This is a genomic window from Pseudoalteromonas sp. SCSIO 43210, assembly GCF_054133285.1.
The window spans coordinates 247,017-259,884 of the sequence record NZ_CP087225.1; the positions used below are offsets into that span (position 1 = coordinate 247,017).

Here is a 12,868-nt window from a genome sequence, read left to right on the forward strand (position 1 = left end):
AAAACCACATAAGCACAAGTCAATTGTATGAATGATAAGCTCTCCAATTACAAACAGCAAGTTAAGACCTTTATACGCCAGCAGCCAAGTTGGTGGATGCAGTATTTTAATCGCTGTATAGATGATCAAATAACGGTTAATGCCGGCTATTTAGCCTATGTAACGTTACTTTCTTTGATACCGCTTATTGCAGTGGGTGTTGCTATATTTTCGGCTTTTCCAGGTTTTGAGTCCACTCGTATGGAGATTGAGAGCTTTTTGTTTACTAACTTTGTGCCTACTTCTACCGATGTTATTAGAGAGCACATTAGCTCTTTTGCCGGTAACGCAAACCAAATGACCGCAGTAGGTATTGGTTTTTTAGCTGCAATTGCATTGTTGCTAATACGTAATGTGGATGCCACGCTAAACCGCATTTGGCGAATAAAGAAAAAGCGCCCGATGATGATTTCCTTTGCAGTATATTGGATGGTTTTGAGCTTAGGGCCTATGTTACTTGGTGCCAGCATTGGTGTTACCTCTTATATTGTATCTTTGGTATCGTTTGCTGATCAGGGTATTCCTGGGTTTAGCGGGTTTTTGTTAAAGCTATTGCCGTATGGTATTTCGATGGTGGGCTTTATTATGCTCTACACCTTAGTGCCTAATACGCGCGTATCGTTTAAAGCGGCGATACCGGGAGCATTATTTGCGGCACTTTTGTTTGAGCTAACTAAAAAAGGGTTTGCACTTTATATTAGCCATTTTCCTTCATACGAAGTGATTTATGGTGCAGTGGCGACGATTCCTATTTTGTTTGTTTGGGTGTATTTATCGTGGGTTGTTGTTTTGCTTGGCGCTGAATTTACAGCATGTATTAGCCCAGATGAAATACCAGAGATTGAGTTTGAAGATGACAAGCCAACAGTAAAGGACACAGTTTAAATGCAAGGGTTAATACAGCGCGTAAAGCATGCCAAGGTAGAAATTAATAATCAAGTTGTAGGCGAAATTAGCCAAGGTATACTGCTGTTGCTGGGTGTTGAAAAACACGACGATACGCAAACGGCCGATAAGCTTTTACACAAAGTAAGTAACTATCGTATTTTTACTGACGAAAACGACAAAATGAACTTAAGCCTCAAAGATATTAAAGGTGAGTTGCTGGTGGTTTCGCAATTTACCTTAGCGGCTGATACTAAAAAGGGTATGCGCCCTAGTTTTTCATCTGCGGCAACGCCAAGCCAAGCTAATGAGCTTTACGAGTACTTTGTTGCTCAAGCTAAAGAGTTGGGGCTTACAATAGCCACCGGTGAGTTTGGTGCCGATATGCAAGTAAGCTTGTGTAACGATGGACCCGTTACGTTTAACTTATCTGTTTAAGTTTTTTGGTTACCACGACAATATGATTCACGTAGCCCGTAATTTTTTGCGGGCTGACTGTACAGTCAAACACATCGAGTAATAGCTGCTTAAGTTGCTTTAATTGCGACTCATGTTGCGATAAAAAATTAATAAATAGCACACCGTTGTTATTTAAAGCCAAGTAGATTTTTTTATAAAATGCCTCTTCAAATAAAAATCGAGGTGCGTCTATTTGGCTAAATAAATCTAAGATAATCCAGTCAATATTTTGTGCACTTTTTAAAACCTGTTGTGCATCGGCGCATAGCAATTGATCATTTTTATTTGATGAAAAAAATTGAGTGTAGCAATCAATAATATCAGCGTTTTTTTCAACGGATGTTATGTGTGCTTTGGGGTATTTGTGTTGTAAATAATTACGAATAGCACCGCCGCCAAGGCCAAGTTCTAGCACCTTTTTTGGCGCGCTAAGAGCTTGCCAGTGCTTACCTAAGCACAATAAATGTGGAAAAAGTAATAAACTCGGGTCATTTAAATCAATAACAGATTGGAGTGTGTCGTTAATGAGTAACCAGCGCAACTGCTCATGACCACGTATCTGAATGTGATCGCCACTGCATTTATGCCAATAGATTAACTGACCAATGCTGTGGCTATTCTCAATAAACTGATCGCTTAGCAAGCCCGTCAGCGAATTTATATAATTGATTTTTTCTATCATATTCTCAGCATAAACTAGCACCGTTAAAGCGCAATGCCTTGTGTTATTAATTTTTAGATATTTTATGGACATCACCAAAGTCGTATTTGCAGTTTTTTAAAGATGGAGTATGGTATTTACAATAAAAATACCAAGCGATTTAATTATTTGAGCTTTCTAGCTTGTAGATAATCAATATGATTAGTATAGCGCCGTAGCCTTTTTGATTTTTATTTACGGCTTATATAACAACAGGAGTATGTATGTTTCAGGTAAGCACCCCACAAAGTAGCGAAGATTGGCAGGCGTATTACCAATTGCGCTGGCAGGTATTACGCGCGCCTTGGGGCGAGCCGCGTGGCTCTGAGCAAGATGATATGGAGCAAGATTCTGAGCATCGGTTTATAAAAAATAAAGAAGGTGAAGTGCTAGGCGTAGCACGTTTGCACTTTAACAATCATGAACAGGCACAAGTGCGTTACATGGCCGTTGCTGAAGGGAATCGTAATCAACATATTGGTAGTCGTTTATTACATGAGCTTGAAAAAATAGCATGGACGCAAAATGCTGATGAACTGGTTTTATTTGCTCGCGAACGTGCGCTTGAGTTTTATAAACGCCACGGTTACGAACTAAAAGAAAAAGCACATTTAGCGTATGGCGATGTACAGCATTTTAAAATGGTAAAGCAAAAGCCGTGTGAGCCAGGTTGGTTTCGTCACCCTAATTGGACGCAGGTACTACAAAATACGTGGCGGGAGTCTATTCCAATTAGTGACGCGATGGGCATTAAGGTAGAAAGCTACACCGATTGGCAATTTACAACCAGCGCCGACCTAGACGCTAACTTAAACCTACATAACACTATGTTTGCAGGTTCTATTTATAGCTTGGCCACGCTAACAGGTTGGGGCGCTACGTACTTAGCACTCAAAGAAGCTGGGCTTGAAGGTAATATTGTATTAGCCGATGCTAACATTAAGTACTTAAAGCCGCTTACTACCGACCCACGTGGCTGTGTAGATTTGCAAGCCTGCAAAGGTAAGTTGAGCGATTTAGAAACCGAAGGTAAAGCAAGCTATGTTGTGCCTGTTACTATTTATGATGGTGATAATATAGTTGCGGAGTTTGAAGGGCAGTTTGTAGTAAAAAAATAACTGTTTAGTTGTTCAAAACATTAAAAAGCCAAGCAATGCTTGGCTTTTTAATGCGTAAAACTTAGGGAAGTATTACAGCAGATCGGTTAATAATATACCTACACCAATACGTTCTATATCGGCATTATAGTCAATTAAGCTTTCGCCATAACCATTGAAGTATTGTGCATAACCACGAACTCGGCCCCATAATGGAAATGACCAGTCAAGCTGAATAGCACCACGATTGTCTGAATTTAAGTTATTACGCGACATAAAGCTAAATTCATGATCGTTAAGACGGTATGCACCGCTAAATTCAAAATAGCCCATGTATTTGTATATGTCTGGATTATCGTCGCCTTTAGCTTCTAAAACGTTGTCTTTTTCGTCCTCGGCTATGCGATACCAAGGTTTAAAACTAAAAACAAACCCTTCATTTTCCCAAATGAAATCAGCGTAAATACGGTTCCATGAGCGTGAGTTGGGCTGGCTACGACCATTTGATTGATGTGAAATACCTAAAACAATTGCCATTTCATCGCCCCAAAGTACATTTTCTGGGTCGAGGTAGTTTATCCAAAAAACTTCAGGTTCGTAGTTCGTTTCACGAAATGGTGAGGAGATTTCTGAATTATATATTTGCCAATATGATTGCAGCGTAAAACCAAAAAATAATGCTTGGTCTTCATCTGAAAAATCATCGTACAAAGGTACTTTAATAGAAAGCTGGTACTTTGCCTCTAAGTTATCGAGCGGTTCACCATCATTATCATCAGTTAATTCGTCGAAGCCATCGAAAGGACGATCATTGGGATGGGATACGTACGAAAGTGGTAAAATATAATTACGTTTATGTGGCGTAATAACATTACGATTTTTTTTACCCACTTCTTCACGTGCTTGGCGTTTATCAAGCGCGGTAAGTTGTTTGTTTTCTTCAAGAGCTGAACATTTTTTACGAAGATCGTCTAGAGTTTGTTTACCGTCTCCACCAATAACTTCGTTTAAAATACACTGTTTTACAAGGTTTATTTCGTTGTCTTGCTCGTTTGTAGCAACCTCTTCTTGTGCTAAGGTAGCTGTACTTATTAAGGCAGAAAGTGTGATCCAGTGGCGCCAGCTCATTGTAGTTCCTTTGTGAGTTTAAGTTATTGTATGCGTTAATTTAATTATAACGTCTTTTTACATATGTAACGGTGAACTTTTACTGAATTTTTTCTTATACTTCGTATTATACGTATTTGAGATAAACACAGATCAAAAGAAAAGCGGCCTGGGCCGCTTTCTAATGCAAATTAACTACTTTAGTTAATTTATACCAATTTTATTAAAAACATGATCATTCTAGCGTATTAAATAACTCACTAACTACGTTAAAAATTATTTATATAGAACAACTATGTACCATAATTTTAGCCTTGTTATTAAGCTATTTCCTTATCGCTATAATAGATCACTAATTTAATGCAATTGGTATTACTCTCACGCAATGAGAAGGGTGAGCTAAAGCTCAAATATGTTAGTAAAAAACTTATAAAGTTCGGTACCTTGGTTAACACTCGCTGAGGCAAAGTGCAAAATAGCAATTGCATCGCAATCAAGAGTGAGTGTTTGCAGTGGCTGCTCGCTTAAGTAGCGCTCCATGCGTAAAATATGTGCAATAGGCTCACCGGCTTTAATGTGCCCGCCAAGTGGGGCTATGTATTCAACCATACCGCCAATAGGGGCGTAATAAGCAAAGTAGTCATCTAAATTACATGCATAGCGAGTGATGTTAGCTGGCGTATGCGGTGCGTTTTGTAATACGCCTTTGTGATTTAAGTAACTTAAAATGCTGTTTGCATCGTTTAGTGCTTCTTTTAAGTCTATTTTTTCTTGGCTGCCTAGCTCTACCGTAAATGCTTCTACAGGTATTGATAATTCACGACCTTGCTCGCTAAGTGCATCACTTAAATGCCACCATGGGCAAAAGTTAGCTTCATCCATAGCGCCGTCAAAATCACTGGGGATAAGCAGTACATGTTCAATATTAAAGTAACGTGCGCTGTCGGTTGCATAGGTTGGGCAGTACAAATGCTTGCTGGAAATAGGGCCTGTGTGTAAATCGAGTACTATATCAGCCTGATGAGCGAGTTTTTGTAAGTTAAGCGCAATGCGTTTACCCGTATTGAGTAAATAAGCAGGGCCGTTAAGTTTGCTGTCTACTTCGTCAATAAGCGCCTGTTTGAAGTTACTTTTTAATGTAGCGTTGTCATACTGAGTATGATTTTGCGCAAACTGTGTCACTAAATTTTTATTGTAATGATACATGCGATTCCAATTAGTGCCCGTAATCGGATCGAACCTGCCAAGGGTAAACTCGCCAGATTTTTGATTACAACCAATCGGATTTGCATAAGGTACAAGGGTAATATCGCCATTAAGATTAAGGTGTTTTAATTGCTCAAGCAGCTGAAAAATAACTGCGTTACCTTGCACTTCAGCGCCATGCATATTGGCCTGAATGTAAACACTAGGCCCTGTACCATCGCCTTTTAAACGATACACAGGAATTGTAAGCGGTAAGCCGTTTGCAACTTCCCCTACTACAATGTTCTCTTGGCTAATGTGTGTTGTATTACTCATACTTATTACCTTAAATAATAGCTGGCATTTTCGGCTTGGCGAACACAGGTAAGTGTACCGTTTTGCAATGTGTACTCGGCGGCTAGCTCATGGCATAAAAAATACGGCATACTTTCGGTAAAGCCGTAAGCACCGCATTGGCTAAACACTAGCCAGTCGTGCTCATTTAAATCGCTTGGCAGGTTATGCTCACCTAGACAATCAAGCGCTGTACAAAGCGGGCCGTATAAAGTGACCGCTTGAGTTTTAGCACTGGATTCACGCAGTAACGCAGCAGGAAAATCTTGACTGGTAACAGCAGGGCGTAATAAGTGGTTTATACCGCCGCTTAAAATTACTTGTTCTTGATTATAGTTTTGTTTGCGCTCTACTACTGGGTTTGCGTAATGACCGCATTCGCCCACGGCATAGCGACCAAGTTCCATCCATAATTCTTCTACACCCGCATCATTTTTAATTTTAGCGAGCGCAGCAATTAAGTCATCCCAATCAAGCGTTGCTTCATTTTGTGTATAAGGAATACCTAAGCCGCCGCCTAAATCGAGAATTTTAAGGCTAATATTTAAATCGCTGGCAAGTTGACTAAGTGGTGCAATCATTTGTGACCACAAATCGCTTAGTTTTTGCGTGCTAAGCATGTTGCCCCACTGAAAAATATGTAAGCCGTCAAACTTAAGTGCAGGGTAGTTGGTTACATTGAGTGCTTGCCACTCATCACAACCCAAACCAAATGGTGTGAGGCTGTCGCCGCCCAGTGGGTTTTTTTCACCTTCAGGCCAGCGTAATTGTACACGCAGTAATACTTGTAACTGTGTATTTTGTAATTGTGCTTGTTGGTTTAACCAACGTACTTGATTGAGGCTTTCGGCTACGAATATACGCACGCCGCGCTCAATAAAGTGTTTAATTTGTTTAGGGCTTTTTGCAGGCCCTGTGTTGAGCACGCGCTGCGAGCTAATACCTTGTGCGAGTACTTGCTCAAGCTCACCTTTACTTGCTACGTCAAAATTAAAGCCAGCGCTGTCTAAGCTTTGAATTATTTTAGACAGTGGATTTGCTTTTACCGCGTACCATAGTTTTACATCGGTTTGCGCCACTAAACGCGCAAGATGCGTGTTTAGTTGATCTAGGTCGTAAACAAAAAAAGGTGTATCAAGTTGTTGTGTAATAGTATTTACAGCGGTTTTGATAGGCGTGCTCAAAAAGCTCATTATCGTAAAACCTCTTCAAGCAATAACGATGCATCGCTTTTCTCGTCGCGGTATTTAACTATTAACGCACACGACATGCTTAAGCCTTGCTCGCGCGCCCATTCGTTTGACGCAGGGCGAGAGCCCGGTATTACAATGGCGTATTCAGGGATTGGCTCGCCTTTATCAAGTTGGCGCTCGTTTACGCAATCGTATACTGGAATAGTTGCTGATAAACGTACGCCAGGGGCAAGTACTGCGCCTTTTTTAATGACTACGCCTTCAACAATAATGCAGCCCGCACCAATAAAGGCGTCGTCTTCAACCACTACTGGGCTTGCACCAATTGGCTCAAGTACACCACCAAGCTGAACTGCAGCACTTAAATGTACGTTTTTACCTACTTGTGCACACGAGCCAACTAATGCGTGGCTATCTACCATTGTGCCTTCGTCGATATATGCACCAATGTTTACATACGCTGGTGGCATAATAATCGTGCCTTTAGCCACATAAGCACCACGGCGAACACTTGAGCCACCCGGCACCATTCGCACGCCATCTTCAGTATTAAATTCTTGCGGAGCTAAGTTATGTTTATCAACAAAACCACCTGTAAACTCAGTATTAGTGCCATTTTTAAAGGCTTCTAAAATACCTTTTTTTACTTCTATGTTAGCTTGCCATTGGCCGCTTTCGTTTTGTGATGCTGCGCGTACAGCGCCCGATTCTAAATTATTTAATAGTTCTAACCAGCTCATTATAAAAACCTGTATTTAATGCCAAGATAAAATGGTGTTGTTTGCAGTTGTGATGCAATCGGTTTGAGTTAACTCAAGATGTGTTAAAGGTGGACGAAGTTGCGGGCTGCTTAAGCGGCCTTGCAAATGCATCAGTACCTTTACGGGAATAGGGTTTGCGACAGCAAATAGGCTATTAATAGCGCTTGACCACTGGGCAAATAAATTAGGGTGTTGACCACTTAAACAGCGTTTAACAAACTCGTGAGTTTGTTCAGGCCATGCGTTTGCAGCTACCGACACTAATCCTTTTGCACCGGCTTGTGCAAAATAAGGCATTAGCGCATCGTCGCCACTAAAAATAGCTAAATTAGGGGCCGCTTGGCGGTAAGCTTCAAACTGAGCAATACTGCCGCTCGCTTCTTTTAACGCCCATAAATTTTTATTGTTTTGTAAGTTTTGAATTGTTGCCGCTGGGATGCTAACAGCGCTTCGACCCGGTACGTTATAAAGCATACATGGGTGAGCGCTTGCATTAAGTAGGCTTTCAAACCAATGAGTTTGACCTATAGCACCAGGCTTTGCATAAAGCGGTGAGCCAAGTAAAAAGCTATGAATTGGTAGTGTATTACAGTAATTAACCCACTCAATTTGTTGCTTTAAGTTACTACCGCCCACAGCAACCATGAGTGGTACTGTTGGTTTTAGCTGGCATACGTGTTCAACAATGGCTTGTTGCTCTTTTAGCGTTAGTGCTAAACCTTCGCCCGTACTGCCAAGTAGCAAAATACCGTTATGTGCCGCTTCTTGATCGCTAACCAGCTTAGTTAACGTGTTGTAGTCAACATCGCCGTGTTGATCAAATGGCGTAACGAGCGCGGTCCACAGTGAGTAGTCGTTTAAATTGAAGTTGTTGATCATCTCTCACGAACTTATAATTTGTACCAACTTTATTAAAAACGTGATCATTTTAGCGATAACTAATTTAATGCAATTGGTATTATTCGAAGAGTTAAAAAGCTTTATGGAAGGAGCCGCATTAACGTCGTTCGAACTAATAATTCGAAGAGCGAATGGGCTTAAAATAATAGGGCGCACGGCCTTAATATTTAAGACCAGAAGCTCTCCACCAAACTAACAAGCTGCTTTTTATAAGCAGCTATTGGTGACAGTCGCTAGGGTTCAACCTAGTCGCCCGAAATAAACACCTCGCAAAAGTGGTTACTTCTCGGCGTTAATTCCCCTCACGTATGCTTACTGGAGTTTGCGCTCCTAACATACGCTACCTGAATAACGCACCTCTTCTAGCCCTTTGCACCTGTTTGTAGGGTAAAACTTACAAACCTGTGCAATTTAAATAGGGTAATTACGGCGATTAAAGCATTTTAGCCGTCTAGGTGTCAAGCGAATAAATACAGATTAATTCATCGAAAAGAGGGGTGGTTACGTATTAGGTGCTTTTCTCGTACACTAGCAATATAAGTAGTGAGGTATTTAATTAGTATGGAAAAATTTAGCGATATTTATAAGCGAGCGGTAGAGCGAAAAGGCTCTGAAAAAATGCTTAAGTTATTACTTGCAAAACCGCTATCTAAAAAACAACTAAGCACGTTAAGTGACGACGATTGGCTTGAAGAATTTACTCGAAAAGTATTTCAAAGCGGCTTTTATTGGTCAGTCATAAATAATAAGTGGGCAGGCTTTAGAGAGGTTTTTTGGGATTTTAGCGTTGATAAGTTATTAATGATGCCACCCGATATGCTGGAACAAAAAGCAACGGATGAGCGCATTGTTCGTAACTATAAAAAAGTAAAAACAATTACCGAAAATGCTTACATGATCCACGAAATAGCAGGGGAACATGGCAGTTTTAGTCAGTTTGTCGCTAATTGGCCAACAGACGATATTATTGGTTTGTGGGCGTATTTAAAAAAACATGGTTCGCGTTTAGGCGGAAATACAGGGCCTTACGCGTTGCGAGCACTTGGTAAAGATACATTTTTACTATCACGCGATGTAGAGAATTATTTGCGTGCCCATAAAATTATAGACGGCGGCTTACAAACTAAAAAGTCACTAAATGCAGCCCAAGCTTTTTTTAACGAAATGCAAAAGCAAAGCGGCTTAAGTATGCAAGAGTTAAGCTTAATTGTTGCTTATGGCGTAGGTGACAACCGTGTTGGTATAAGTCAGCAATAATAGGAATTACCATGAAATTAGTGCCAAGATACACAGACATTGCGGAAAACTTCGCGATTGAAGATTTCCCTGCAAGTGTCGCCTCTCCTCAGTTATTGCTGTGGAACGAGAGTTTAGCAAAACAATTTAATATTAACGTTGCGGCTGATTTGCGTGCCAGCACTTTTAGCGGTAACGAAAAACAGGCGATTCCTGCAGTAGCACTTGGTTACTCTGGGCACCAATTTGGACATTTTTCACCACGTTTAGGCGATGGGCGAGCGCATTTACTGGGCGCTATTAATGATGATAAAAACCAGTTGTGGGATATTCAATTAAAAGGCTCTGGTGCTACTCCTTACTCAAGAGGGGGAGATGGACGTTGTGCACTTGGTCCTGCTATTCGTGAATACGTAATGAGCGAGGCAATGCATGCGCTGGGAGTTAAAACCACACGCTGCTTAGCGGTTGTTGGCAGTGGCGAAACGGTTTACCGTAATCCGCCACAAGCAGGGGCTATCGTTACTCGCGTAGCAACGAGCCATATTCGTGTTGGTTCATTTCAATATTTAGCGACGCAAGGCGATGTTGAAGGGCTTAAAAATTTAGCCGATTTAGCTATAGAGCGACACTACCCAGAAATAACCGATACAGGTTCGCAGCGCTATTTAGCCTTTTTAGGCGCAGTGATTAAAAACCAAGTTAAGCTAATTGTGAGCTGGATGCGTGTTGGTTTTATTCACGGAGTAATGAATACAGATAATACGCTAGTAAGCGGAGAAACCATTGATTACGGCCCATGTGCCATGATGAACAGTTTTGATTTTGATACTGTATTTAGTTCTATTGATAAACAAGGCCGCTATGCATTTGGTAACCAGCCGAATATGGCTAACTGGAACTGTGCCCGTTTAGCTGAAAGTCTTATACCACTAATTCATGACGATGATGAGCAAGCTGTTTCGCTAATGACGCCACATATAAATAGCTTTGCTGAACAGTTTAATACTGAATTTACGGCTATGTGGGCAAAAAAGTTGGGCTTAGTCGGTATTGATGAAAATGATACAAGGTTAGTTGCAGAATTGTTAACATTATTAAAGGTTCATGAACTCGATTACACCAATACCTTTGATGCATTAACCGAGTCGTTAAAACAGGAAGCGCTTATTCCTGAAGCATTAGCGCAATGGGCATGTAAATGGCAAAGCCGGGTTGATGGAAATAGTTATACAGTAATGCGAAAAGCGAACCCTCGAGTAATACCACGCAATCACATCATTGAATCAATTATTACTGACTACAGCGAAATGGGGTCAAGTGCGCTATTAAGTGATTTTTTAAAAGTACTGAGCAATCCTTATAATGAAGTGAATAAGCTTGTCGATTTTCAGACGCCTCCTAAAAGTGATCAGGGGTATCGTACTTTTTGCGGTACTTAACTATTAATTTTAGATGTAAGTTTATGATTATAAATATTCATTTTTCATTTTTAGAAGTGTTCATTGATTGAGCAAAATAAATTCTAGTGTTATCATCCATTTTATAAGGATAAGTAAGTTTTGCTGTGTATAAAAGTGCATTTAACTGAATTGTTCCTGTTTTTGTCGCAGGCTATCGATTTATAAAAAAACCACAACTATAAATTATTTGCAGAGTAGGTAATATTTTTGATTTCACCTACAATGGGTGGTTGGATGTCGTTATAGATAATTAAAAAAATTTATAAACTTTATTATTCGTTAAGTATTGATTAACAAAGGTTCGGTTAGTCTGTATAAAACAGATTGAGCTAGTATTGATTAGCTACAATTTTTAATTGTTAAAATGGGAAGAAAACAATGAAATTAAAATCACTTACAATCGCAATTGCGTTAGCTGCAACTAGCGTATCTACATTTGCTGCAGATAAAGAAGAAGGTTTCTACATTGGCGCATTTGGTGACTACTATGACGCATCTTGGAAAAACATGCGTGCCCAAGCTGGTCTTGATGTAAATGAATCAACTGGTTGGGGTGTTGAAGCTGGTTACCGTTTCAGTGATTACTGGAGCGCACGCCTAGAATATGCAGACATGGATTTTAATGCTTTTGATAAAGTTGCTGGCAACCGCAACAGTATTGATGGCGAGCGTTACGGTATTGATGCTCTTTATCATTTAAATGGCGGTCCTTTCTACGGTCTTTTCGGTATTAAAGAAATGGACGTAGTAGATGACAACACATTCTTAAATGCAGGTGTTGGTTACCAACATTTCATTACAGATGGTTTATTTGTAAATGCTGAAACAGCTGTATACCAAGGTCTTGACCGTGGTTACACAGATGTAGGCGCTAAAATTGGTATTAACTACTTATTTGGCCAAAACTCAGCACCAGTTGAGCCAGTAAAACCAGCTCCAGAAGTAGTTGAAGTTGCAGTTGCTCCTTCAGACAGCGACAATGATAATATTTTAGATGCTGACGATAGATGTCCAAACACGCCAATGACTGACGCAGTTGATGGCACTGGTTGTACTTTATATGAAGATAAAGAAGTAACTGTAAGCTTATTAGTGACTTTCCCTAATAATACATCAGCAGTATCTACTCAGTACTTAAATGATATCGAAAAAGTATCTGAGTTCTTAAAAGAGTACCCAGGTACAACAGTGCTTTTAGAAGGTCACACTTCAGCTGTAGGTAAAGCAACTTACAATAAATGGTTATCTAAAAAGCGTGCTGATGCTGTAGCTAAGCAACTTGTTGCTGATGGTATTGCTCAAGATCGCATTACTACAGTTGGTTTAGGTGAAGAGCGTCTTAAAAATGATGCAAACACTAAAGCTGCAAACGCAGAAAACCGTCGTGTAGAAGCGCATATCAAAACTATCAAAAACGTTAAAGTTTTACGTTAATTAAATAGTTTGTAATAGAAACCCAGCCAAGCGCTGGGTTTTTTTATGTCTGTAA

At 40.2% G+C, this 12,868-nt stretch carries 12 protein-coding genes and 1 riboswitch; of the genes, 6 read left to right on the top strand and 6 right to left on the bottom strand.

Features of this window, described 5'->3' with window-relative positions:
• The first annotated feature begins 27 nt into the window (after nt 1-27).
• Together LOS73_RS01070 and dtd are read left to right on the top strand one after the other, a co-directional pair.
• Nucleotides 28-924, top strand: coding sequence for a virulence factor BrkB family protein (locus LOS73_RS01070; RefSeq protein ID WP_457934335.1), 897 nt, complete (start codon nt 28-30; stop codon nt 922-924).
• Nucleotides 925-1,362, top strand: coding sequence for a D-aminoacyl-tRNA deacylase (dtd, locus tag LOS73_RS01075; RefSeq protein WP_024597209.1), 438 nt, complete (start codon nt 925-927; stop codon nt 1,360-1,362).
• Here dtd and LOS73_RS01080 read toward each other — a convergent pair.
• Nucleotides 1,346-2,065, bottom strand: coding sequence for a spermidine synthase (locus LOS73_RS01080; protein WP_457934336.1), 720 nt, complete (start codon nt 2,063-2,065; stop codon nt 1,346-1,348). The genes dtd and LOS73_RS01080 overlap by 17 nt on opposite strands.
• Nucleotides 2,066-2,307: 242 nt before the next feature.
• On the opposite strand from LOS73_RS01080, the gene LOS73_RS01085 reads away from it, so the two are divergent.
• The gene (locus LOS73_RS01085) at nt 2,308-3,201 is read left to right on the top strand and encodes a bifunctional GNAT family N-acetyltransferase/hotdog fold thioesterase (protein ID WP_007376219.1); all 894 of its coding nucleotides are present in this window, start codon (nt 2,308-2,310) and stop codon (nt 3,199-3,201) included.
• A gap of 72 nt (nt 3,202-3,273) precedes the next feature.
• Here the strand turns inward: LOS73_RS01085 and LOS73_RS01090 are convergent, their stop codons facing one another.
• From LOS73_RS01090 to dapA, 5 genes are all read right to left on the bottom strand, one after another.
• Complete coding sequence (locus LOS73_RS01090) at nt 3,274-4,308, bottom strand: phospholipase A (protein ID WP_033029237.1); 1,035 nt, start codon at nt 4,306-4,308, stop codon at nt 3,274-3,276.
• Nucleotides 4,309-4,686: 378 nt separating this feature from the next.
• Nucleotides 4,687-5,808: a succinylglutamate desuccinylase/aspartoacylase family protein gene (locus LOS73_RS01095; protein ID WP_033039468.1), complete on the bottom strand. Its 1,122-nt coding sequence runs from the start codon at nt 5,806-5,808 to the stop codon at nt 4,687-4,689.
• Nucleotides 5,809-5,813: 5 nt separating this feature from the next.
• The gene (locus tag LOS73_RS01100; RefSeq protein WP_342865596.1) at nt 5,814-7,019 is read right to left on the bottom strand and encodes a PLP-dependent decarboxylase; all 1,206 of its coding nucleotides are present in this window, start codon (nt 7,017-7,019) and stop codon (nt 5,814-5,816) included.
• Entirely contained in the window at nt 7,019-7,759 is a 741-nt protein-coding gene (locus tag LOS73_RS01105) for a 2,3,4,5-tetrahydropyridine-2,6-dicarboxylate N-succinyltransferase (protein WP_033029229.1), read from the bottom strand. The genes LOS73_RS01100 and LOS73_RS01105 overlap by 1 nt, the downstream gene beginning before the upstream one ends.
• A gap of 15 nt (nt 7,760-7,774) precedes the next feature.
• Nucleotides 7,775-8,659 carry a 4-hydroxy-tetrahydrodipicolinate synthase gene (gene dapA / locus LOS73_RS01110; RefSeq protein ID WP_033029227.1) on the bottom strand — a complete coding sequence of 295 codons (885 nt, stop codon included), beginning with the start codon at nt 8,657-8,659 and terminating at the stop codon, nt 7,775-7,777.
• 190 nt (nt 8,660-8,849) lie between these two features.
• Nucleotides 8,850-9,050, bottom strand: a riboswitch (Lysine riboswitch).
• Between the two features lie 191 nt (nt 9,051-9,241).
• Between dapA and LOS73_RS01115 the strand changes: the two genes are divergently transcribed.
• From LOS73_RS01115 to LOS73_RS01125, 3 genes are all read left to right on the top strand, one after another.
• Nucleotides 9,242-9,937: a DNA-3-methyladenine glycosylase I gene (locus tag LOS73_RS01115; protein WP_033029225.1), complete on the top strand. Its 696-nt coding sequence runs from the start codon at nt 9,242-9,244 to the stop codon at nt 9,935-9,937.
• Between the two features lie 11 nt (nt 9,938-9,948).
• Nucleotides 9,949-11,358, top strand: coding sequence for a protein adenylyltransferase SelO (locus LOS73_RS01120; RefSeq protein WP_457934337.1), 1,410 nt, complete (start codon nt 9,949-9,951; stop codon nt 11,356-11,358).
• A 399-nt stretch (nt 11,359-11,757) separates the two neighbouring features.
• Nucleotides 11,758-12,813 (top strand): OmpA family protein, encoded by a 1,056-nt coding sequence (locus LOS73_RS01125; protein WP_007376227.1) that lies wholly within the window; start codon nt 11,758-11,760, stop codon nt 12,811-12,813.
• The last annotated feature ends 55 nt before the right edge of the window (nt 12,814-12,868 follow it).

What these genes read in the sequence shown, in the direction of transcription:
- LOS73_RS01070 (WP_457934335.1), top strand. Translation starts at nt 28, where the DNA reads ATGAATGATAAGCTCTCCAATTACAAACAGCAAGTTAAGACCTTTATA.
- dtd (WP_024597209.1), top strand. Translation starts at nt 925, where the DNA reads ATGCAAGGGTTAATACAGCGCGTAAAGCATGCCAAGGTAGAAATTAAT.
- LOS73_RS01080 (WP_457934336.1), bottom strand. Translation starts at nt 2,065, where the DNA reads ATGATAGAAAAAATCAATTATATAAATTCGCTGACGGGCTTGCTAAGC.
- LOS73_RS01085 (WP_007376219.1), top strand. Translation starts at nt 2,308, where the DNA reads ATGTTTCAGGTAAGCACCCCACAAAGTAGCGAAGATTGGCAGGCGTAT.
- LOS73_RS01090 (WP_033029237.1), bottom strand. Translation starts at nt 4,308, where the DNA reads ATGAGCTGGCGCCACTGGATCACACTTTCTGCCTTAATAAGTACAGCT.
- LOS73_RS01095 (WP_033039468.1), bottom strand. Translation starts at nt 5,808, where the DNA reads ATGAGTAATACAACACACATTAGCCAAGAGAACATTGTAGTAGGGGAA.
- LOS73_RS01100 (WP_342865596.1), bottom strand. Translation starts at nt 7,019, where the DNA reads ATGAGCTTTTTGAGCACGCCTATCAAAACCGCTGTAAATACTATTACA.
- LOS73_RS01105 (WP_033029229.1), bottom strand. Translation starts at nt 7,759, where the DNA reads ATGAGCTGGTTAGAACTATTAAATAATTTAGAATCGGGCGCTGTACGC.
- dapA (WP_033029227.1), bottom strand. Translation starts at nt 8,659, where the DNA reads ATGATCAACAACTTCAATTTAAACGACTACTCACTGTGGACCGCGCTC.
- LOS73_RS01115 (WP_033029225.1), top strand. Translation starts at nt 9,242, where the DNA reads ATGGAAAAATTTAGCGATATTTATAAGCGAGCGGTAGAGCGAAAAGGC.
- LOS73_RS01120 (WP_457934337.1), top strand. Translation starts at nt 9,949, where the DNA reads ATGAAATTAGTGCCAAGATACACAGACATTGCGGAAAACTTCGCGATT.
- LOS73_RS01125 (WP_007376227.1), top strand. Translation starts at nt 11,758, where the DNA reads ATGAAATTAAAATCACTTACAATCGCAATTGCGTTAGCTGCAACTAGC.